This is a genomic window from Microvirga yunnanensis, assembly GCF_025460875.1.
Genome location: NZ_JAMXFI010000001.1, coordinates 70,120 through 90,289, shown reverse-complemented (window position 1 = coordinate 90,289; position 20,170 = coordinate 70,120). Strand labels below are relative to the sequence as shown.

16 protein-coding genes are annotated in these 20,170 nt (G+C 57.5%); 5 read left to right on the top strand and 11 right to left on the bottom strand.

Annotation, left to right across the window (positions count from 1 at the left end; translation table 11 throughout):
- Positions 1 to 21: 21 nt before the first annotated feature.
- The 3 genes from NF876_RS00380 to NF876_RS00370 form a co-directional block, all read right to left on the bottom strand.
- Positions 22 to 1,545: a type II and III secretion system protein family protein gene (locus NF876_RS00380; RefSeq protein ID WP_262267037.1), complete on the bottom strand. Its 1,524-nt coding sequence runs from the start codon at positions 1,543 to 1,545 to the stop codon at positions 22 to 24.
- A 28-nt stretch (positions 1,546 to 1,573) separates the two neighbouring features.
- Positions 1,574 to 2,386 carry a Flp pilus assembly protein CpaB gene (gene cpaB / locus NF876_RS00375; protein ID WP_262267036.1) on the bottom strand — a complete coding sequence of 271 codons (813 nt, stop codon included), beginning with the start codon at positions 2,384 to 2,386 and terminating at the stop codon, positions 1,574 to 1,576.
- A gap of 112 nt (positions 2,387 to 2,498) precedes the next feature.
- Positions 2,499 to 3,281, bottom strand: a complete 783-nt coding sequence (locus NF876_RS00370) for a hypothetical protein (protein WP_262267035.1) — start codon at positions 3,279 to 3,281, stop codon at positions 2,499 to 2,501.
- A 268-nt stretch (positions 3,282 to 3,549) separates the two neighbouring features.
- Here NF876_RS00370 and NF876_RS00365 point away from each other — a divergent pair, with 268 nt between their 5' ends.
- Positions 3,550 to 3,948: a hypothetical protein gene (locus NF876_RS00365; RefSeq protein WP_262267034.1), complete on the top strand. Its 399-nt coding sequence runs from the start codon at positions 3,550 to 3,552 to the stop codon at positions 3,946 to 3,948.
- A gap of 54 nt (positions 3,949 to 4,002) precedes the next feature.
- Here NF876_RS00365 and NF876_RS00360 read toward each other — a convergent pair whose 3' ends face one another.
- On the bottom strand, positions 4,003 to 4,908 hold the full coding sequence (locus NF876_RS00360) for a hypothetical protein (protein WP_262267033.1): 906 nt from the start codon (positions 4,906 to 4,908) through the stop codon (positions 4,003 to 4,005).
- Positions 4,909 to 4,949: 41 nt separating this feature from the next.
- Entirely contained in the window at positions 4,950 to 7,307 is a 2,358-nt protein-coding gene (locus NF876_RS00355; RefSeq protein WP_262267032.1) for a type IA DNA topoisomerase, read from the bottom strand.
- Between the two features lie 257 nt (positions 7,308 to 7,564).
- Here NF876_RS00355 and NF876_RS00350 point away from each other — a divergent pair, with 257 nt between their 5' ends.
- The 3 genes from NF876_RS00350 (at position 7,565) to NF876_RS00340 (ending at position 11,292) form a co-directional block, all read left to right on the top strand.
- On the top strand, positions 7,565 to 8,305 hold the full coding sequence (locus NF876_RS00350) for a hypothetical protein (RefSeq protein ID WP_262267031.1): 741 nt from the start codon (positions 7,565 to 7,567) through the stop codon (positions 8,303 to 8,305).
- A gap of 489 nt (positions 8,306 to 8,794) precedes the next feature.
- Positions 8,795 to 10,183, top strand: a complete 1,389-nt coding sequence (locus tag NF876_RS00345) for a hypothetical protein (RefSeq protein WP_262267030.1) — start codon at positions 8,795 to 8,797, stop codon at positions 10,181 to 10,183.
- Positions 10,180 to 11,292 (top strand): hypothetical protein, encoded by a 1,113-nt coding sequence (locus NF876_RS00340; protein WP_262267029.1) that lies wholly within the window; start codon positions 10,180 to 10,182, stop codon positions 11,290 to 11,292. The genes NF876_RS00345 and NF876_RS00340 overlap by 4 nt, the downstream gene beginning before the upstream one ends.
- Positions 11,293 to 11,425: 133 nt before the next feature.
- On the opposite strand, the gene NF876_RS00335 is transcribed toward NF876_RS00340, so the two are convergent.
- The 5 genes from NF876_RS00335 to NF876_RS00315 form a co-directional block, all read right to left on the bottom strand.
- Positions 11,426 to 11,695 carry a hypothetical protein gene (locus tag NF876_RS00335; RefSeq protein ID WP_262267028.1) on the bottom strand — a complete coding sequence of 90 codons (270 nt, stop codon included), beginning with the start codon at positions 11,693 to 11,695 and terminating at the stop codon, positions 11,426 to 11,428.
- 5 nt (positions 11,696 to 11,700) lie between these two features.
- Positions 11,701 to 15,132: a DNA polymerase III subunit alpha gene (locus NF876_RS00330; protein WP_262267027.1), complete on the bottom strand. Its 3,432-nt coding sequence runs from the start codon at positions 15,130 to 15,132 to the stop codon at positions 11,701 to 11,703.
- Between the two features lie 6 nt (positions 15,133 to 15,138).
- Positions 15,139 to 15,786: an exonuclease domain-containing protein gene (locus NF876_RS00325; RefSeq protein WP_262267026.1), complete on the bottom strand. Its 648-nt coding sequence runs from the start codon at positions 15,784 to 15,786 to the stop codon at positions 15,139 to 15,141.
- A gap of 86 nt (positions 15,787 to 15,872) precedes the next feature.
- Positions 15,873 to 16,283: a hypothetical protein gene (locus NF876_RS00320; RefSeq protein ID WP_262030211.1), complete on the bottom strand. Its 411-nt coding sequence runs from the start codon at positions 16,281 to 16,283 to the stop codon at positions 15,873 to 15,875.
- A 75-nt stretch (positions 16,284 to 16,358) separates the two neighbouring features.
- Positions 16,359 to 17,693 carry a vWA domain-containing protein gene (locus NF876_RS00315; protein WP_262267025.1) on the bottom strand — a complete coding sequence of 445 codons (1,335 nt, stop codon included), beginning with the start codon at positions 17,691 to 17,693 and terminating at the stop codon, positions 16,359 to 16,361.
- Between the two features lie 75 nt (positions 17,694 to 17,768).
- On the opposite strand from NF876_RS00315, the gene NF876_RS00310 reads away from it, so the two are divergent.
- The gene (locus NF876_RS00310; RefSeq protein WP_262267024.1) at positions 17,769 to 18,131 is read left to right on the top strand and encodes a hypothetical protein; all 363 of its coding nucleotides are present in this window, start codon (positions 17,769 to 17,771) and stop codon (positions 18,129 to 18,131) included.
- Positions 18,132 to 18,268: 137 nt separating this feature from the next.
- Here NF876_RS00310 and NF876_RS00305 read toward each other — a convergent pair whose 3' ends face one another.
- Complete coding sequence (locus tag NF876_RS00305; RefSeq protein ID WP_262267023.1) at positions 18,269 to 19,930, bottom strand: AAA family ATPase; 1,662 nt, start codon at positions 19,928 to 19,930, stop codon at positions 18,269 to 18,271.
- Between the last annotated feature and the right edge of the window lie 240 nt (positions 19,931 to 20,170).

The following is a 20,170-nucleotide window of genomic DNA, read 5'->3' as shown; positions in this document are numbered from 1 at the left end:
TTCGGGAATGGTCAGGCGGCGTCAGTTGATGATGAAACCAGGCTGCTTGAAGATCGGCTTGGCCTCTCTCTTGCTGGTCGTCTTCCGGTTCATGTGGCCGAGAAACACAGCGTTTGGCTCGGAGGCTGGGGCAAAGCCATCGTCGGGCCGAGCGATCTTCTGAGGCTCGATGGGCTTTGCGAGGTAGGGGGTCACGATGATGACGAGTTCCGTTTCCTGGCGCTGGTAGTCGCGGGAGCGGAACAAGGTCCCAAGGATCGGCAGATCCATCAGTCCAGGCAGGCCGTTGACCGCCTGTTTGGTCTGCTGCTGGATGAGACCAGCTGTGACCAAAGCGGCACCTGACGGCATTTCGACCGTGGTGTCCTGCTTGCGGACCTTGAAGCCAGGAATGGCAAGGCTCTGGTTGTTCCCGGCCGGAACGATGATCTGATTGTTGGGGTCGATTTCGGAGACCTCGGTTCCGACCTTGAGGTTGATCTTTCCTGCGGAGAGTACAACCGGAGTGAAGTTCAGGCTCACGCCGAACTTCTTATAGGTGATCGTCGGTTGGCAGCTTGAATTACCGTCGCCGCTGCAGGACGTTCCGCTTGGAACTGGCATTTCGCCGCCGACCAGGAAGCTGGCAGACTCACCCGAGATCGCCGTCAGCGTCGGTTCGGCCAGGGTATGGGCAACGCCAGCCTGTTCCATCGCCTCAAGGTTGATGGTGTCACCGCCCGGCCAGGTGGCTCCCAGGGTGGCCTTTGCAAGGGATGAACCGGCGACTGGATAGGCAGGCGAGAACGCGGCATTGATAGTCGCGTCCTGCAGGCTCCAGGAGCCAGTCCATTTGATGCCGAGTTGCTTGAGCACGTTCCGCTGGATCTCCGCGATCGTGACTTTAAGCATGACCTGATCGCGCCCCTTGATAGTGAGGGCGCTGATGACCGGGCCGAGGGATCCTTCCCCGGCTGCGCCGGAGGAGATGCCGGCACCGCCTGCAGCCGAGTCCGGGGACCGAACCCCGGCGGTCATGTAGGCCGTTGCCACATCGACCGCCTGCTTGGCCTGAATGTCGGAATCCACCTCTCCGGACAGGATGACAGAGTTTCCAATCATCTTGGTCCGGATAGTCGATCCTGGGATGACCTCCCGCAGGATTTCCTCGAGACGGCCTGTGTCGCGTGAAACCTGCACCGTGTAGCTGGTGATCCGGCGCCCTTCGGCGTCCATGACATAGACTTGGGTCTCACCTTCACCAAGGCCTAGGAGCATCATCTTGCGCTCAGAGCGAATGGTCGCCTGAACGACGCTCGGGTTGGTGACAATCACGTCCCGGGCATCGGCCTTCAGATCGAGAAAGGTGGATTTGCCGATCCCGACGGTGATGGAGCTCTTGGCCACCCTCACCGCGGTAGCCCCTACCAGGGGATCCGCCACTGGATCGGCAGCACTGGCAGGACCGCACAGTCCGAAGCTAAGTCCGGCAATGATGAGTGATGCGGCACCGTGAGTGAGAGCGCCTCGAAAGTTCCGTGCGCTCGGGTTCCTGGTAATTGTCATTATTGTTATCCGAATTTGAAAAGCGGTATCAGTTCAGCGTGGACGCAACGCCAAAGCGGATGAGTTGGATATCGGCCGGCTTTGCCGGGGCTGCCTCGGCGGAGGCTCGCAGGGTCTGCGCCTGCTTTTCCTGCATCGGGCGGAGGGCAAAGGTAAGGGTTCCATTCCTCTGCGCCTTATTGATCGAGACGATCTGCTCTGGCGTAAGCTCCAGGGTCGCCGTGCTTCCGATCATCGCATGAGAGCCCTCGGCCTTCTCAATGTTCTGGTCGATGGCGATGATACGGATGTTCTCCATGAGAACCGTGGAATCGATATCAGTCCGACCCGGGAGGGGAGCCTGACCGGTAACGTAGATGTCGACCCGATCGTTGGGCAGGATCATTCCGCCGGCCGCATTGGCGCCGCCCGCATCGAGGCGGATTGAGAAGGCGCGATAGCCTTCGGGCAGGGAAGTTGCGACAAATCCTGACTTGTCCGTGCGGATCAAGCGGGCTTCGACGATGAGCTCACCCTTCATCACGTTCGCCGTGGCAGTAGCCTTCTCATAGACGGTAAGGGCGTCAGGCTGGCTATCGCGGGTGATCGCGTGCGGCGGGATATTGGTCTTCGGCCAGGACTGCCAAGTCATCAGAGCCGGATTGATCTGCTGACCAATCTTAATGTCCTCACTGGCGACGAGAACCTCGGTCAACTCTCGAGGATCGGGCGCAGCCGGAGCCTGAACGGCGTTCACAGGCGCCGGGGCGGGCGGCTCCGGCGTCATGGCGTTCGAGATGATGAAAGCGAAGGAAGCCGATACGGCTGCAATTCCCAAAAACAGTGCGTTCTTCTTCTTCATGAGCCGTATCCGATTTCCATTATGATTCGTGTTCGCCGAATTAAACTGCTGTTGCCCTCCTTTTATATCTTTTTACCGCACGACAACTCGGTTTTTTGTGGGGGCGGAGCCTTTATTCAGCGTTCCAATGGTTAACGGTGAGTGCCGCTGCCGTGGCTGCCGCTAGGGTCAGGACTGGGTCGGCGAATATCTGGCTCTGTTGCTCGACGGCGGCGTACGCCTCAACCGCATAATCGTAGACGACATAGTCACGTCCGCGCTCCGTCGCAGCGGTTTGGCTTTCCTGGGGATTGGACTGGCTGGCCACATCCTTGAGAGTGATGAGGGTGTCCAGAAGCTCCATTTCGGTCAGCCCACGCTCAAATCCTGCCTTGATGACGGTCGTGCTCGCCTCATGAGACAGACGCAGAAGGGAGTGGGACCAAGGAGGGGTAAGGCGGAACCCCCGCCCTGAGGGGCGGATCGAGCAGCCGGCCCGTACGATGATGCCTGTATCAGGGCTAAACCATTGGCATGGCCTGCAGATTGCAGCGAATGCGAGGGCTTGTGCAGTTGCGGTAAGGTTTGGATCAAGGGCCGTTCCTGCTGCTGCCTTTCGTACACTGGAATCCCAGACGAGTTCCCTCAGGCCGGACATTGCTGGTGGCAGATCAACCATGAGGGGTCTTTTGCCGGGAAGGGACAGCGACGAGAGGGCAAACTGGGTGCGCTCGAGGACGCCGTCTGTGTTATCGGCGGCCAACAGTGCGGACCGTGCGTGGCGCATGATTTGCGTTTGGGCAGCGTTGGCGACTTTGCTCTCGTCGGATAGCGCCAGACCCGCATATACATAGCGCATATCGAGAACGTCATTTTCGTTCTGGGCAGTGGCACTTCGGTTGACGAGGAGGCTCATGGACCTCGCAAGGATCTCAGCTGAAGCGGCACGGGCGCTCAAGAGCGCTGGTTCGTAATTGCCATCTGAAGAAGAACTAACCCCTCGGTCATAGACGATTTCGAAGCTGGATCGCAGGAACGGGGTACGGGAGGTCTCTCGAATCATGGCGTTTGTTCTGCCCTTTTTTGGCTCAGAGGAACGCCAATATCGCGCATTACGGGTGTCGCGCCATGCCTTTTAATGTGCTATTCCGAATTAAAGTTAGCAGCCAAAAAGGAGGTAGCGAATGGCTGACGAGACCTTCAGCGATGTCAAAGACCTGGTTCCGATAAGCGCCACAGGGGACGAGGAACCGGCTCCAGCGTACCCAGAGGACGTTGCAGAGAGGCTGGCCCCGGCCGAAAGTGATTTGCCGCCTCCGGAAGGCTTCACACCTAAGGAAATCCAGTCCTCAATCTACGGTGCGTCGGTCCAGATCTATAATAGCCGCCCGGATCATCAGGATTACGAGGGCAAAGTCCAGGCGGTCAACGATGCGGCAACATTGTTTGCACTCTGCGGCAACAAGCAATTGATGGCGACGATGTTCGAGGAAATCACGGCGGAGCACGCCCACCCGTATGATGTATTTGCCCGAGCCCAAAGCGAAATAGAGGGCATGTTTACCCTTCCAAGCGAGAGCTAAAGAATAAAGGCCGGGGGTTCCCCGGCCTTCTTTTTATCAGCCTCCCGCAATTCTTTATTCGAACCAGAATTCATGGATACCTCTGTGGATCTCTAGATCTTTAAGCGGCTGCGCCTGAACTGGAGGGGCTACAACCAATTCGAGTTGGCCTAGGGACATCCCCGAAATGTGAGGAGCGAAAGCCACCACTCGTGTTTGGACCGCAGGCAGTGGAGCGGAGAATATGGTTGGAACGTCGCTGGCTGCAGTTTTGGAGGCTCTGGTCTGTGAGAATTGCTCAACCGGCGTCACTGCTAGCGAATAGGAGCTCAGATACTGTAGCTCTCGGCGCACCTGGCCTGGATGACCCATCAAGACCCCTCGCCGGACATACTCTCTGTTAATCGAGCCTTCGCCTTCGCCATGAATGTGGTCGTGGTAAAGAGCGATGTGTACCTCGAGGAGGTTGGAATTCACCCGAAATATGGCCTTCATCTCCTCTGGCCTGAAGAGAGGCTGAATATCAGATGGAACTTGGTTAATAACGAATTTGCCAGCTGTTTCGGGATGATAGCGTATGTCGTGGTCCCGGATTGATGCTTTGATTGCCATCATTGCGTCGGAGTTCTGTCGATCTTTCAATCCGTCGACCCACACTTCGGCAAAGCACCTCAAAAAGTGATCAACCTTAGTAGGGTCGAGGCCTTCGCTGATTAGGCGATCTCGGAAATCGGCAGACCACTCTGGCTGATGGGCCTCGAAGAACCCGGAGCCTCTCAAGCGGACTTCCTGGTCCGTCATTCCCTTTGTGCCTGGAGCCCAAGCTTCACGTTCGACATCAGCCTGCCCCGTACTGTCTTCGACCAGTCGCTGATTGGCGATGGAGTCAAATAGGTTGGAGGGAAGGGTAGCATATTTTAGGCGCTTGCTTGGCTCCCAGGTATCAAGGAAGACATCATAGTCATCACGGTCAGTGGCCATGCCGTTACTCCAGGTAGAATCGGGTGAGCTACAAGCGGCTCTTATGCCTTTGCTCCTGTGGAGCGTCGAGCCGGACTCCCTGCCGGTCTTTTCCCCGAGCTTGGCCGGTTAGAACTGGAGCTCGCGCCGGGTCCACCATTGGCGGCTTTCTTGGCAAACGCAGCGTCGAGAAACTTGCTGGCTGTGGTCTTCGACACGGCGTCCGGGTATCCGTCTGGCGGAGTGGCGCCCTGATCGACGAGTTTCTTGACCCAGGCCATCTGGCTGTCGCTCGCAGGCTCCGACCCGCGCTTTTTGTCAGCCTCGTCGACGAACTTTTTGAGGGCGGCGCGATCCTGCTTGATGGAATCGCGCAGTGGCGTGTTCGTGGCCTGGGCAAGTCTCTGGGCTTTGTCGAGGAGCCAATCGCCGCTTCCTTCCCCGGTTTGGGGTGTTCCATTGTGCTGGTCGATGAAGGCTTTACAGGCTTTGAAGTTTTTTGTGACCTCGCGGGGGAGAGGGATATTCTTCCGGCCGGCGATGGTCTGGGCGAATTGAACCATTGCTTTGGTTGGAGGAGTTGCCACTGCTGCGGTGACTGACCCCTTCTTCTGTTTGATGCTCGGAATGAGGGTATAGGCGACCTTAGAGATTTCCTTGATGACCTGGTCGGCGCTTGCTTTGCCGCTCAGGATATCGTCGAGGCGTGCCTCCATGCGGGCCGTTGCGCCGGGATCGACGATAACCGGCGCTGCAGAGGCCAGGATCTGGTAGAGCTGCATGCCAAGCTCGGTCGGGACGAGGTTCTTTTTCTGAACCGTAATTTGTCCCTGAAGCTTAAGGCCCTCGATGATGGTGTCACGGGTAGCAGGGGTTCCAATACCCTTGGCTTCCTTGAGACGCTCCCGCTCGGCGGGGTCGTCCACGAATTTCCACGCTTCCTGCATGGCCTCGATCAGGCTGCCTTCGGTGTAGCGCGGGGGCGGCTTGGTCATCTTGACCTGAACTTCCGTCTCACGCGCCCTCACAGGCTCGCCATTCTTCAGGGGAGGAAGCTTGGTTTCCTCCTCGTCCTCGTCCGACTTGTCCTCGAAGATCTCCTTCCAGCCAGCGAAGACGGGAACCGAGCCGGTCACCGAGAAGGTGAACTTGCCAGGGGGCACCAGAGGGGTCTGCACGTCGACCCAAACCTTGGTCTGGTCGTAGATGTGCTGCTCGCCGATCGCTGCGAGGAAGGTCCGGGCAATCAGGTCGAAGAGGCGCTTCTGGTCGGGATTGAGCTGGCCGACCGTTTTGGCGAAGCCGCCCGGGCAGTTGATGTTCGGAATGATGGCATGGTGAGAGATGCCTTCAAGCTGCTTGTCCGAGAACACCCCACTCTTGCCTTTCCGGATCACCGGAGCCTTCAGCGAGTAGGAGGCATAATCGGAAACCTCCTTGAGCATTGCGAGGAGAGGAGCTGCCTGTGGGATCAAGCTCTCATTAAGGTAGCGGGACTCGGATCGTGGATACGTGATGATCTTGAAGGTCTCGTAGAGGTCCTGAGCGGTGTCGAGGGTCTTTTTTGCCGTCCAGCCCCATTGAGAGGCCCGCTTCTGAAGCGTCGGCAGGTCCATCGGCTTGGCTGGCGACCGTTCCTTCCGTTCGGTCTTCACGTGGACCGGGCCGGAGTAGGCTTTCGCCGCCCCCGCGATCTGGTCGGCAGTGCCTCGGATAAAGATGCGGTTCTCATCAGAGGGACGATAGAAAAGGTCCGCGCTGCCCGAGGCCCCAAAGACGTTCAGCCGAACCTCGAAATACTCCTTCGGAAGGAAGTTCCGAATCTCGAGTTCGCGCCGGCAGAGGATCCCGAGGGTAGGGCTTCGGACGCGCCCGATCCCAACGGGCTTCTTGCTCCCCTCAGGGCGGAGATTGTTGGTCGCAACGCGGGTCAGGGAGAGATTGTAGATCTGGTCGCCCTGCTGACGGGCGACGAAGGCATCGTACATGCCCTGATATTCGGAATTGGGTTTGAGCGACTTGAAGGCCGTTTGCAGGGTAGTCGGGTCCTGTGCCGTGAACATGGCCCTGCGGACGCGCCCCTTGAACTTGAGAAATTCCAGAAGGCTCTGACCGATACCCTGGCCTTCGCGATCGCAGTCGGTGGCGATGATCACCTCGTCGGCGGACGAGAGCGCTCGCTTAATCTTGTCGAGTGCCTCTTTCTTGCCGCCACCCTCTCCGGGAACATAGCCGTAGCGGCCTCCCTGCGGGTAGAGGAGATCGTCAGTCCATTTCTCCCAGGCCGGATTGACCTCACCTGGGAGCTGCAGCCGAAGCAGGTGTCCTTGGGCGGCGAGAACCTGCCCATAGGTGTTTCCAACCGCCGTGACGATGTCACGGGCTTGAGATGGTTTTTCGCAAATGACTACGGAGGGCATGAATCGCGTGTTCTGCTATCGTTCTGGAATCAACCGGTACCATGCTCGGGGTTTGGGGACGAGAGCATGGGCGTCGCAGACTACATTTTATTTCGGATTGGCGCTACTAAACTCGGCTGCTAATGATGTTTGAACAGACCAAGAAGGCGCGCCGTGCCCACGCCCCCTTATCAAGGAAGCAGTGGATTGGTGACGCCACATCTACCGCTTCGCTTGGGAACTGTTACAAGGCCGGCACCAACAGAGATCAATCAACCATGCGTACCCTACTCGCCTTCTCACTTTCTTTAATCATCGGAACCGGAGCAGCCTTGGCGGCCGATCCGGAGATCGTCGACGTGACCGGCATTGCACCGGGGGAAAAGCTCATTCTGAAACGCTGGCCGGATCCCAAGTCGCACAAGGTCGGCGAGGTTTCACACGATGCCAAGTGGCTCAAGGTCAGCGCGTGCAATAACGTCAACGCGGCCGGCAAGGTCATCATGGATGAGGACCCGGCATCACGGGGCCTCCCCCGCTTCTGCTACGTGAGCCAGGGGGACGATGACGGCGGCTGGGTTCCGACGCAGTTCATCAAGGCGAGCACGACGCCACCGCCGCGTGAGCAATCATCGGACATTTCCGGCTACCCGGCGGACGTAGTCGAGGCCTTCAAGGGGAACCTGGACTCCTGTGATGTTTTCAAGCTCCGGAAGGGATTTGCCACGAATGAGCATGACCTGAACGGGGACGGGTTCAAGGACTGGATCATCGACTACGGCGACTTGGTCTGTGACGGCATGCACTCGATGTTTAGCGGGAGTGCCGGAAGCCTCACCCAGGTTCTTATCTCGACGGGTCCAAACAAATGGACTGAGAGGTTCAACGAGTACGTCCGCGGGTATAAGGTCGTGAATCGCGGTGGGAAGGCCAGTTTTACCCTGGAACTACACGGCTCGGCTTGCCGGAAATCGGGAGCGGCGGCGTGCTCGAAGTCCGTTAGCTTCACTAATCGCTAAGAGAGCAGATCCTCTCTCGAACTGTCCTTTTGACGGATCTGCTATGAATACGCGAATTTCATGACCCGTGTCGCGCTATTCTCCCAGGCGGGATTGATCTCACCTGGGAGATGCAGCCGGAGCAGGTGTCATTAGGCGGCGAGCACCTGCCCATAGGTGTTTCCAACCGCCGTGACGATGTCACGGGCTTGGGATGGTTTTTCGCAAATGACTACGGAGGGCATGAATGGCGTGTTCTGCCATCATTCTGGAATCAAAAGGCTAACCACGCTCAGGGTTTGAGGGCGCGAGCAGCGGAGTCGCACAGTACGTTCTATTTCTGCCGATGCACGTGTTATTTCGGAGTCCCAAAGCCCTGGATGCGGATTGTGTGCCTAGCCTGACCGAGAGTCTGGACAGCGGTCGTGACCTAATCCTTTTGAGCAATGCCCCTGAAAGGATATAGAATTGTGAAAAATGGCGCTGTCCCCCACTATCCATGAGAGCCAAATGGAGCTCGAAACTATGGATAGGCGAGAGTTCATACGTAACTTGATTGCATCTACAGCCGTTTCTGGACTGGCATCTGTGCCTCTTGTCCCAGCTTTAGGAACCAGACCGGCTCAGGCTCAGTACGTCGAAGTGATAGTAGCAGCAATCGGCGTAATAAAAACTATCGCAGATGCAAGTCGTGGCGATGGCGGTCTTGGCGCCAGTTTGTCCACATTGAACGGCAAGCTTGATGTAGCGATCCGTCAGCTTGCAGCAATTCAAAAATCCATCGAGTACGTCGTCACTGAAATTGCAAAACTTCGGAAGGATATCTTTGATGCTCTAGGCGAGCAAGCAGCATACGTAATCCACAATGAAGTGGTCACGGCCATACAGAGGATCCAAGACTTGATGGTTGAGGCGAAGACCCGGGGTGTGTCTCTTGCCGCAGATAACCTGAACAGAGGTGATTTTGTAGACCGTCTCAAGGCCAGGTACGAAAACTTCGATATTGCGAGAGACAAGTTGGTCAATCTGCCCGAGGGACGATCAACGCTTCCCTCCTCAGTTTGCTCTATTTGCTTCGCCATCGATTGTGCGGCGTTTGGCTGGGGCATCATCACAGACGTTCAGTTGTCTATCGAGGCGAACCACCACGTAAACTGGCTCAATCGAATGTCTGATCCTGCGCAGCAACATTCGGTAGCAGAGGCTATTCGGATTGCCGGGGTGAACGAAGCGAAGATCATCTCAGACGCAAAAGAGAGGTTCGAGAAGGAGGGTGATGCCGCGAGTTATATAGCATACAAGGTCTATTCTGGATCTCCCGCTGATGTATGTGTCATTTACAACATGGACGCGGAAAGCTACGCCCAGGATGGGCGCGGGTGGATGAGAACGGGAGTGACGAAATCAATCCTCGCCGCGAGGTTCACAAGGGACGTCGTCGACAAAAGTGGCGCAGCTTTCCTGGAGAACATTAAAGACGTCGACCATATATACCATCACTTGAATCCAGACGGGACTACCTGGCTCGCTCATCCGAAAATCGGTGAGATAGATCAATCGAAGTGTGTGCGGCAAGATCTCCCTCTCTACGGAATCGATTACAATCATCTTGTCAGAGTAGCCCGATCCACGAATCCGAGCGACCTTCGGAGCTGGAAAGTTCTTGCACCCGTTGTCTTTCAGAACGTTAGGACTGGATCCGGGACGCTTTGGAAAGAAGTGACATCAATCAAAGCGTGGAAAGATGCTCAGCTTATATTGGATCAAGTTAATCTACAGAGGTTGAAGCGCGCCTATGCCACGGCATGTCTCTCGCATGTCGTAGAGCACCTCAGTCAGGTTCGACGAATGAAACAGACCCTCCCTGCGGTCGATCTTACCGATGCGGTGCGACAATGACCAACTCAAGCAAATTGAATCTGTATAGAATACATCAAACTCTGCCGCTGTTGTGGATACTTGCAATTCCCCCGGTCGCAGAAGCGCAGGACGGATTGCAGACTACGCCGCTTCAGCAGGTTCCAACCCTGCCTCCCGGACCTCCATCCGGCCCTCAAACAGCAAAGGGCGTCGCAGATTTCTTGAAAATGGGGCTCCCGATGCTGAATGAGTATGGCTTGGGATTAAAAATCAGCGATCAGATGACGAAGCTTGAGCCAAAGATACTCAATGATCTTAAGTATGCCGGAAATGGCGGAGTTCTGGTTGTTGCTCGATTACAGTCGGTACAAACTGACTCCGGAGTTTACCGCAGTCTAATTAGCGACCGTCTTGACTATGTTGGAATCGGTATGACACCGGCGGACGCTGAACTCTCTCATACTGAGCACCCAGACCCGTTTTACGTCATGGACCAGGGGAAACGATTGGATGCCGAGGCGAGCTTAGCCTATTGGTTTCGAAAGAATCCAGACGGATCTATTACTGTTACCCATCAACCGCTGAGCATGCTTCGCCGAGCGATGTTTGGTCTCCATGCGGAGCGAAATCTAGCGAAGTATAGTTGGTCTGCGGCGAGAGGACGTGAGCTGGAGAGGCTCGTGAAGGAACTCTCCGCATCCGTAGACAAGGCTGAAGTCAGATCGAAACTTGAGGAGATGGCCTCTAGCCGAGCAGCAGCATTGACGGAGTTGAACCGGTTAAATGAAAAACTGCGAGTAGAACTCGAACGAGCGAGGCAATCGGCTGAGAGCATGGTGGTTTTGGACCTGCTCTATAAGGGCGCCTCATTTGCGAGTTTTGTACAGAGGGCTTCGGAGGGGTTGTCGGCAAGCGACCAGTCGGCGGTAAGGTCCCAATCGACAAGGGATGGTGTTCTGGCAGAACTGGATGCGATCAACAAACGCGCAAAGTCCAGTTCGGATCTCATAAAGGAAGAAATCCGCGTTCAAAGCAACATTTCGAACAACGTAGAGACACAGGCAATTTTCATTCTCAGAGAGTATAATGTTCCGGTTGAAAACTTGCCGCCATCCGATAGCCCGACGATTGTTCCGGACCCTAATTAAGCAGCCGCCGGTTTGTATTGATCGACCTAGATTCGGGGCTCGTGCATGGCCTGACGATAGAATATCCTGCGCGGGGTTAAGGTCGCGAGCAGTTTTAAAGGACTAGTGCTTGGTTTTGGCTTCTATTCCAAAATCAGGCGACGTTTTGAATAGGATCGTCCACAAGCGTCGCGGCGTCGACCACATCCAGGCGCTCGAGGGCCGCGATGAGCTCGCGTGAGGAATTGATCCGGCGCACCTGAGTGTCGATCGTAACGTCGGCTTCGGGCGTGGGAACGATAAATACCAGACCGGAGGTTCCGGGAGGGCGGAGTGCCTTCTCCCGGATGACGTCTCGGATCTGGGCGAGGCCGGATTCTCCGCAAGTGGAAGAGAGCCGAATCTCAATTCTTGTCGGGTTCATGGGTCCTATCCCGTCATTTCTATTCCGATGACGCCTTTCATGGCTTTGATGGCTCCAAGGCTTACATCATCGGTCTTGATGGTGAGGCTCGTCTCTTTGGGTGCGTTGCTCCCAATTGCGATAAACAGGCGTGAACCATTTTCAGCCTGGGTTCTGAGAGCATTATGGGAGCGGATCTGACCGAGAACCTGAACGGCCAATGTCTGATCCGCACAGCGGACTACCGCGCCATAGCCTGCTTTCTGCTGTTCGGCATTCGCGGGCGACCAGCGTGTGATCACAGGGCTGCCCTTAGACCAGTCGATCTCAACCACGGCGATCAGCGGTTCCTTAGAAAGAATCGGCGGAACGACCTTATTCGAGAATTGAGCCCGCATCGCTGAGCAGGCGTCACCGACTTGAATCTCGGTGATCACCGTTCCATCGACATTGCGGTCCTGGATGCTGACGATTTCGACCAGAGCTTTCAGAGAGGTCTGGTCAGGTGTGATCTCCCGCATGGTTCGGCGGGCCGTCGTCAGGGAGACAATCCCGTTCGTTCCGATCAGGTCGGCATAGATGTCGATGGGGTGCGCTGCAAATCGATAGCCGAAAGCCTTCTCCTCACCAGCAATTGCATCGGCTGTGGAAAGAGGGTCGACCGTGAATTTAAGCGGTACCGGAGCAAAGCTGCCGAAGAGATCGCCCTGGTTCACGCCTGCCGATTTCCGGCTTGTCGCCTGCTTCCGTAACGCTTCCGTAGCAGAGAGGTGCTTGGCCCGCAGATCGATACGGGCCTGGCTGTCCTTCGGAGCCACAGGCATGTCGGTATTCTGGGTCTGGAGACGGTCGAAGGCGCCGGCCAAGATCAGGGTCAGGATGTCAGATTGTTTGACGGTACCCAAGGTCCGGTCGACGAAATCCTCGAGAGACTTGAAGGGTCCGTCCTCTCGGATGGCTGCAATCTGAGTTGCCAGATCCCGGCCGATGCCGCTCAGAGCGCAAAGAGCATACCGAATGGCTTTCGAGCCGTCCTGCCGTCTCTCGATCTGGAAGCTTGCGCCGGACACATTGATATCCGGTGGGAGAACCGTAATGCCGATCTTCTTGGCCTCGTCCACGGTCCGCATGAGCTTTTCGACCTTGGTAATCTCCTGCTCCATGTTGGCGGCGAGGAACTCATGGGTGTAGTGGCGCTTTAGGTAGGCTGTGATCCAGGTGATCAGCGCATAGGCTGCGGCATGACTTTTGTTGAAACCGTAGGCCGCGAAGGGCAGGACGAAGTCATAGAGCTCGTTGGCATCCTTCTCCGTCTCGCCCTGCTCGATGCATTTTTGGACAAAGATCGTCCGCTGCTTAGCGATTTCTTCGGGGATTTTCTTACCGATGGCTTTGCGCAGAACGTCGGCCTCGGCCAGGCTGTACCCGGCCACGATTCGAGCCATCTGCATGATCTGCTCTTGGTAGATGATAATCCCGTAGGTCTCTGCCAGCGTTTCGGTCAGCTTCGGGTGGGGGTAGGCCACCTTGGCACGGCCAGCCTTTCGAGCGGCATACTGCGGGATGTACTCCATCGGGCCAGGGCGATAGAGGGCCACAAGCGCGATCAGGTCTTCAAACCGGCTCGGCTTGATCTCCCGGAGCGCCTTGGTCATCCCAGGGCTCTCGATCTGGAACACGCGAAGCGTCCAGCCGCGATTGAGCATGGTGAAGGTCGCTTCGTCCTCCCATGGGAGCGCATAGGGATCGATGTCGATTCCCTCGGCCTTCAGGAGGCGGCGGGTGTTCTCAATGACCGTGAGGGTTTCCAGACCGAGAAAGTCAAACTTGACGTGTCCGGTGGCCTCGGCGGCTCCCATTTCGAACTGAGCGACTTTGAGGTCGCTCTTGTCTGGCGGGTAAAGTGGACACGTCTCGATCAGCGGGCGGTCTGCGATAATGATACCGGCAGCATGCTTTGTGGCATGGGTGACCGATCCCTCGACGACCTGGGCGGCCTTGAAAGCCTCTGAGGCCTCCGGCTGTGACAGCGCTCGGGCTACCGCAGGGAGTTGGGCTGCATCAGCAAGGGTCTTGGCATCATCAGGGATGAGCCTGACGAAGGATTCCACCGCACCCGGGGTCATGCCTCGGGATGCCCCCGCCGCCCGGAAGGCGCCCTTGGCTGCCAGCGTGGCGTAGGAGCCAATATGCGCCACGTAATCAGCCCCATAGCGCCGGTGAACGTAGTCAAGGACCTCCGGGCGCCGAGCTTTGCAGAAATCGACGTCAAAATCCGGCAGCGAAATTCGTTCGGGATTGATGAACCGCTCGAAGAACAGACCAAACCGGATCGGGTCCAATTCGGTGATCGACAGAGACCATGCCACAAGTGAGCCTGCACCGGAGCCACGCCCAGGCCCTACGGGGATGTTGTTCTGCTTGGACCAGGTGATGAAGTCGGACACGATGAGGAAGTAGCCAGAGAAGCCCAGACGCGTGATGTGATCGAGCTCGAATTCCAGCCGGTCGAGATAGGCCTGCTTCTTCTCTTCGATGTAGGGATTTTGGGAGATCCGTGCGGCCAGTCCTTCCCGGGCCCTCGTTTTGATCTGCTCGATCTCATCCTCAGCGGTCAGACCGGGCATATGAGGGATGCGCGGCTGGCTCGAATGAACGAAGGCCTCCGACCGGCTGGAAATGGCATCGGCGTTGATGAGGGCCTGAGGTACGTCCTCAAAGAGGGTCTCAAGTTCCGCCGGCGTCTTGAAGGTCACCCCAGCAGTCAGATTGCCTTTCTCCGCTAGGGCCTCGGCGACCCCGGTCTCCTTACGACGGGAGACGAAGTCGATAATCTCAAGGGCCTCGCGGTCTGCAGCGGTCCCGTGACGGATTTCACTGGTGGCGACCACAGCCGGTTCCAGGCCGAGCTCGTCCAACAGGTCGAGGATACGAGCCTCAACGGATTCCGGTCTCTGCCGACGCTCCAGCTCGACGGCGTAGGTGACGCCGCTGGCATCCAAGGTGGTAAAGAGGGTTCGGACGTAGGCTCGCGCGTTGCTGGATCGGGTCGCGTTCGGCAGGAGGCCGTCCGCAGTAGGCCCCGTGAGGAAGTAGATCGTATCCGCTTGTCCCTCGACCAGAAGCTCCAAGGGCAACGGACCTGAATGGCAGTTTGAAGCCACCTTATAGAGATGCTTCAGCCCGGCCTCGTTGCGGGCATAGAGGGTCACCCACCCAGTAAGGGTCGTGTTTGCTTCGGCTCCCTGGATGCTGGATTCGACAGAAAGGCCAAGGACAGGCTTGATGTCCGCCTTCTTGGCGGCTTTGCAGAACTCATATGATCCTGCCATCGAGTTGCGATCACAAAGACCGACGGTGCTCTGCCCTGCAGCCTTGGTGAGGCTGACAATAGCCTCCGGCGACAAGCAAGACCGGCCGAAGGAGTAGTAGGACTCGGTTTTAAGGTTGTTCGGCATCAGAGATCACAGAAGCTTCGTGGACCAGCCGCGAACAGCCACGGCAGGCGAGGTAATCTTGGAGGCTTGGGAACCGGCGAAGAGATCGTTCTGAGACTGCGGGTTCTCCCGCAGGGCCAGCATTCTGATCCAGACTTCCGCCAAGAGGGTGCAGTCCTTGATCGCATCGTGCTTCTTCGCACGCTCGGGATCGTAGAGGCCCAGGCGCCCAGCCACTGCGTCGAGGTTCACCGTCCGGCCTGGCCAAATGAGCGAGGCGGTGTCGATGGAATTGATGATTGGGTTCGGGAGTGGCGGTAACCCATCCCGCCGACAGGCGTCATTGATGAAGCCGACGTCGAACGGAGCGTTATGGATGACCAAAGGAGCGTCACCGACCATGCGGCAGAATTTCGGATAGACCTCGCCGAACAGCGGAGCATCCTGAACCACTGTGTCATGGATCCCATGGGCCTCGAATGAGCCATAGGAGATCCGGCGCCCTTCGGGATTGATATAGGAGTGGAATGTCCGCCCAGTCCGGACGCGGTTCACGACCTCAACAGCGCCGAGCTCGATGATCCGGTCGCCATCTTCGACGCTGAGACCGGTGGTCTCGGTATCAGCAATCCAGAAGCGTTCGACCGTTTGGTTCTGGGGGGCGGATGCAGGCATTGGCGGGTTCAACTTTTTAATTTTATTGGGGTTTTTGCCCTCTAAAGGGGAGAGGGCAAAATCTGGAATGATGGGCTTTGTGTCCCTTATGCACCCATTTGGGCCGTGGGAGGGCAGGCGCGCTCTTCAGAGGCAGGGGTCGCTTTACGTTTGTTTTCTCCCACTCGGATGACCTCCCCATCTGGTGTTGAATTGTACCAGCCGGCGATGTGGTAAACCTTGCTTCCTCGATTGAGCTTGCCTTTGAAGCAGGGGCGCTTGGCCTTCTTGTCGGCATCTGTCAGGGCGAACGTGAAGATCGCGCCCTTAAGCAGTTCTCCGGCAGCGCTCCTTCCGGATACCGCCTGATACCGTTTTCTATCCCTGGACACCTTTTGCTGGGTCCGAACCTCAAAGGTCACCCCTTCAAGGACGATGGTCCCCGTAAGCGAGACAGAGGTCTGCGAGGTCTGCTCATTGAGCGTTCCCGAGATCACGAAGGTATGCTGGGGGGCCATTTGTGCTCCTTATTGCTGCAGCGATCCGGGAAGCACCCGTTCTCGAATCGCGAATTAAATTGCAGGTTCGCCGCGTTATCCCTCGCTTTTAATCCAAGGCGAGGGCCAGAGAAACCTGCGTACAGCCTCAAGGAGTTGGATTGGGAGCTCACTCACATCATTTATGACGAGCCACCCGGGGATGTTCATGGATGGAGCTTGCTGGCTGATCCCGATGCCGATCAGATGAACGCCACAGGAGATGGCGACGTTTGCCGCCTCTTCGGCGGCGATGGGATCGTTGGCTTCGCCATCGGTGATCAGGATGAGAACCTTCTTGTCGTGTTTCAACCGGTAAAGTTGGTGGGCTCCCTCGAGAATGGCCTCGGCCGTCGGTGTTCCGCCGTTCCTTCGGCGCAGGACGGACCCGAGAGCTGGCCGCATCGTCGAAGGGGGCTCTCCGAATGCTTTGTGGCGAACTATCGTCGGATTCAGTTGATCGTCGGTGGTGTAACTGTCGATGGCAAGGTCAATCTGGCGTTGGTGGCCGATAGCCTCGATGACCGCTCCGGCGGCCCGCAGGAGAACATCGCGACGGCTCATTCGAGCTTTGGGGTCCGACTGGCCTCCGTTGGGCTGCTCCTCAGACGTGAGCATCGATCTTGAGGCGTCGAGCATCAACTGGACGGCGGCGCTTGTCCCGGTACGGCGCTCAGTGCGTCGGAAGATATCCGGATCGCGCATGGCGATGCCCATGATGTTCTGATCGTCGAGTTCTCCTTCTAGACGGTGGCGGCGGACCACCTTCCGCTGGCGCGAGATAAGGAGTGACCGAACCGCGGCGGCGAGTGTTTCAGCATCCCTGCTCGCGTTTTCCATGATGGACCGGAATGCATCTCCGTCCTCCGGTTGCCGGGTCTCTGGAGCGATGATCAGGGGGCTGGAGAATGCTCTCCGATAATGGCTGGGCGAACGCCCGGAGGCCTCGGCGCGGGCAACCGATCGGTTGTACGTCCGTACATCGATCTGAGTTCGGCTGACGATCCTCGTAACCACATCGGAGATGTCGAGCAGAGGCGTGTTCAACTGGTCCGCGTCGTCTCCCTGCCAATCAGGCTGACCACCGTCATCGGCGAGACCCGGTTTAGGGACGCTCGCTGTCCCACCGTGGGCGGTGGAGCATCCGGAATCCTGCTCACTAGGTGCGTTTCGTCCGGTTTGGGGCCCGGGCGGGTTGAGTGTGTCGCCCCGGCTCTCCTGTCGGCTGTCTTGCGGTTGATTAGCCTGGGTTCGCTCACGGGAAAGGCGGATCAACAGGTCGGAGAGGTGGAGCGCAACTGGGTAGAGTTCAGGATTATCCCTGCAGCGGGAAATCACAGGCCAATAATGCTGGACGACCTCGACTGCCTCCGAATCCACATGCTCGCGCATGAACTCGATCGCAACCTGTGCCGTCGGTGCACAGGGATAGGCATTGGCGATTGTACCGAACCAGGTGAGGACCTGGTGAACGTTGGGGATCAGGCGCGGGGGAACAGAGGGATCCCGGGCTTGGAGGTGGTTGAGTTCGCGGGAGACGATGTGGTTGCGGGTATAGCCGATATTGATGTGAGAGCCGGGAAACTCCCTCGCTCCAATGGACTCGATCCGCCAGTCCTCCAGACAATTCTCCGTCTTGAGCCAGACTCGAAGGCGGTGCTCCTGGGATTTGTCCATCTCGGCCACAGGAAGCCCAATGACCTTCTCGATCCAAGGGAGGCGGCGAGAAAGGGTGCTGTAGAGGGGATGGAACACTTCATGGTTCCCATATCCTCTCAGGACCTTGGCATCTGCGTCGCTGTATTCACTCTGCGGCCAGATCGCCGGTAGATTTATGTGCACGCCATCAGTGAAAGCTCGGCTTCCTCTGAACGTTATGTTGAAGCGGCGGTTCCCCATTGCCGAGAGCGTTGAGGCAATCTCCCGGCGCAGGATGTACCCTGGAATGGTGGTCATGATGGTGCTGGTCAGAAAGGAGCCGGAGGATTCCAGGACGGGCCGTAAATCTGATGAGCGAGCTCATAGATTGTCTTGGCATCGGCCAGCGTAGGGGCCCGGGCATAGAGGATCCGCCGGACGGCCTCACATTCGTCACCGTAGAACGAGGCGAGGTCGGCAGCCGCTTCGAGCTGACGGAAGCTGCAGGTGGTGCTGATCTCGCCCTTCTTGTAGGCGGCCCGGATCAGGTTCGCCACTTTGATGATGTTGGTCGCGGCCGAGGGACTCTTGATGATGCCTCGTTCGGTTAGGATTTCGGCCTCCTCATCGGGCGGCGCATAGTCCATATCGACCCAGACAGAGAAGCGGTCACGGGTGGCCTCCGACATCTCATTGATCATCTGATAGCGGTTTAGGCTGTCGGCCCGACCCTTTGTGTTCGCCGTAGCCAGCAGCGCCACCTTGGGATGGGGAGGCACAAAGCGACCTTCATCCTCCAGGATGGTGATGCCTTCGCCCTCGTAGAGTTGGTGCGCGATGTACTGGAGATCCGGATCGGCCCGGTCGATTTCGTCTACGTCGATGACGGCCGGCTGGGTGATCGCTTGAGTGAGGAGCCCGTCGAACCAGCGGGTTTCTGGTCCCTGGTGGGTGCTGATCTGCTTGAAGCCACCGAGCATGTCACGTTTGCCCATGTCACCGTGCATGGGGATCCGGTACCAGGGGCGCCGTAGCCTGCCGGCAACCTCTCTGGTCACCGTGGTCTTCCCACATCCCGGCGGGCCAGTGAGAACTGAATTGTACCCTCTGTCCATTGCCCAGAGGATGAGGCGAAGCTGCTCGATGTCGAAGCGATGACTATGATCGATGTTCGGAACGCGTGGATGCTGGCCGGACCATTCAAAAATGGTAACGGGGAAATCCAGCTTGTCGGCGTCGCTTGGGTGGCGCAGCGCATCCGCGAAGAGATCCGCGGCTTTGACCTGGTGTGGGCGCCCTTCTGGATAGCTGCCGTGAGCCGGGACAATCTGGGCTGAGGGTGCGATCGCGGGTTTGGAGATTGCGATCCGGTCGGCCTCAACGAGCTTGCTGAAGACGCTCTCAAGGCTCCGGAACTTGCCGCTGGTGGCCTTTTCGATCAGACGGTCACCGCTCGAGAGGATCTCTCGGTCGAGAGCGAGCCGACCGACTGGTTCATAACCGCCTGACGGCGCCGAACTGAGAGAGGGCGGAGTTGCCGTCGTCACAAGGTCGGTGACGGGCTCCTGAAGTGGGGTCTGGTGGGGCAGGGTAGCGTTGGCTTGGGCCAAGGCACTGATAGCGTCGGCGAGCGCCCGATCGTTGGCGGTCTTCATGCGCTCGCGAAGCGCCTCTATATCGTCGGCATTGGCAGGGTCGGTCAGTTCTTTGCAGAAGCCAGTATGGCATTCCGAGGCGGGATCGAATCTTACCTGGCCCATCGCTTTGTGGACGAGGGTTCGGGCGGCGTCGATGCAATTGGAGAGGATCGCTTGCGCCTGCTGGGGCCCAAGAGCCTCCGCCAAGATGCCACGAAACTGGTCAGCGACTTCGTCCTGGCTGGGGAAGAACACGCCGCCGCGGCTGCGTGTGATCCGGAAGTAGGTCTTCTTAATGTAGAGACCGACCAAAAGGTTGATAAGGGATGATTTTTGTTCGCCGATCTCGGACATTGGGGATTGCTTCAATGTGTAATTTCAAGAACACATTGGGATCAATTTGATATTTCTTTGGTTAGAAGGATGGTTTGCGGAGGGGCGGATACTCCGACCATTTGCTCCTACTCTTGCTTGTCAACACTGCTTTTGCCGGACTTCGCCAGCAGACTAGTCGGAAGAGTATGCCAAGACCTGGGGAAACCGCCTTTTGATTCCTTTAATTCGAGCAGGTTATGCCTATGATTTCGCTCAGCT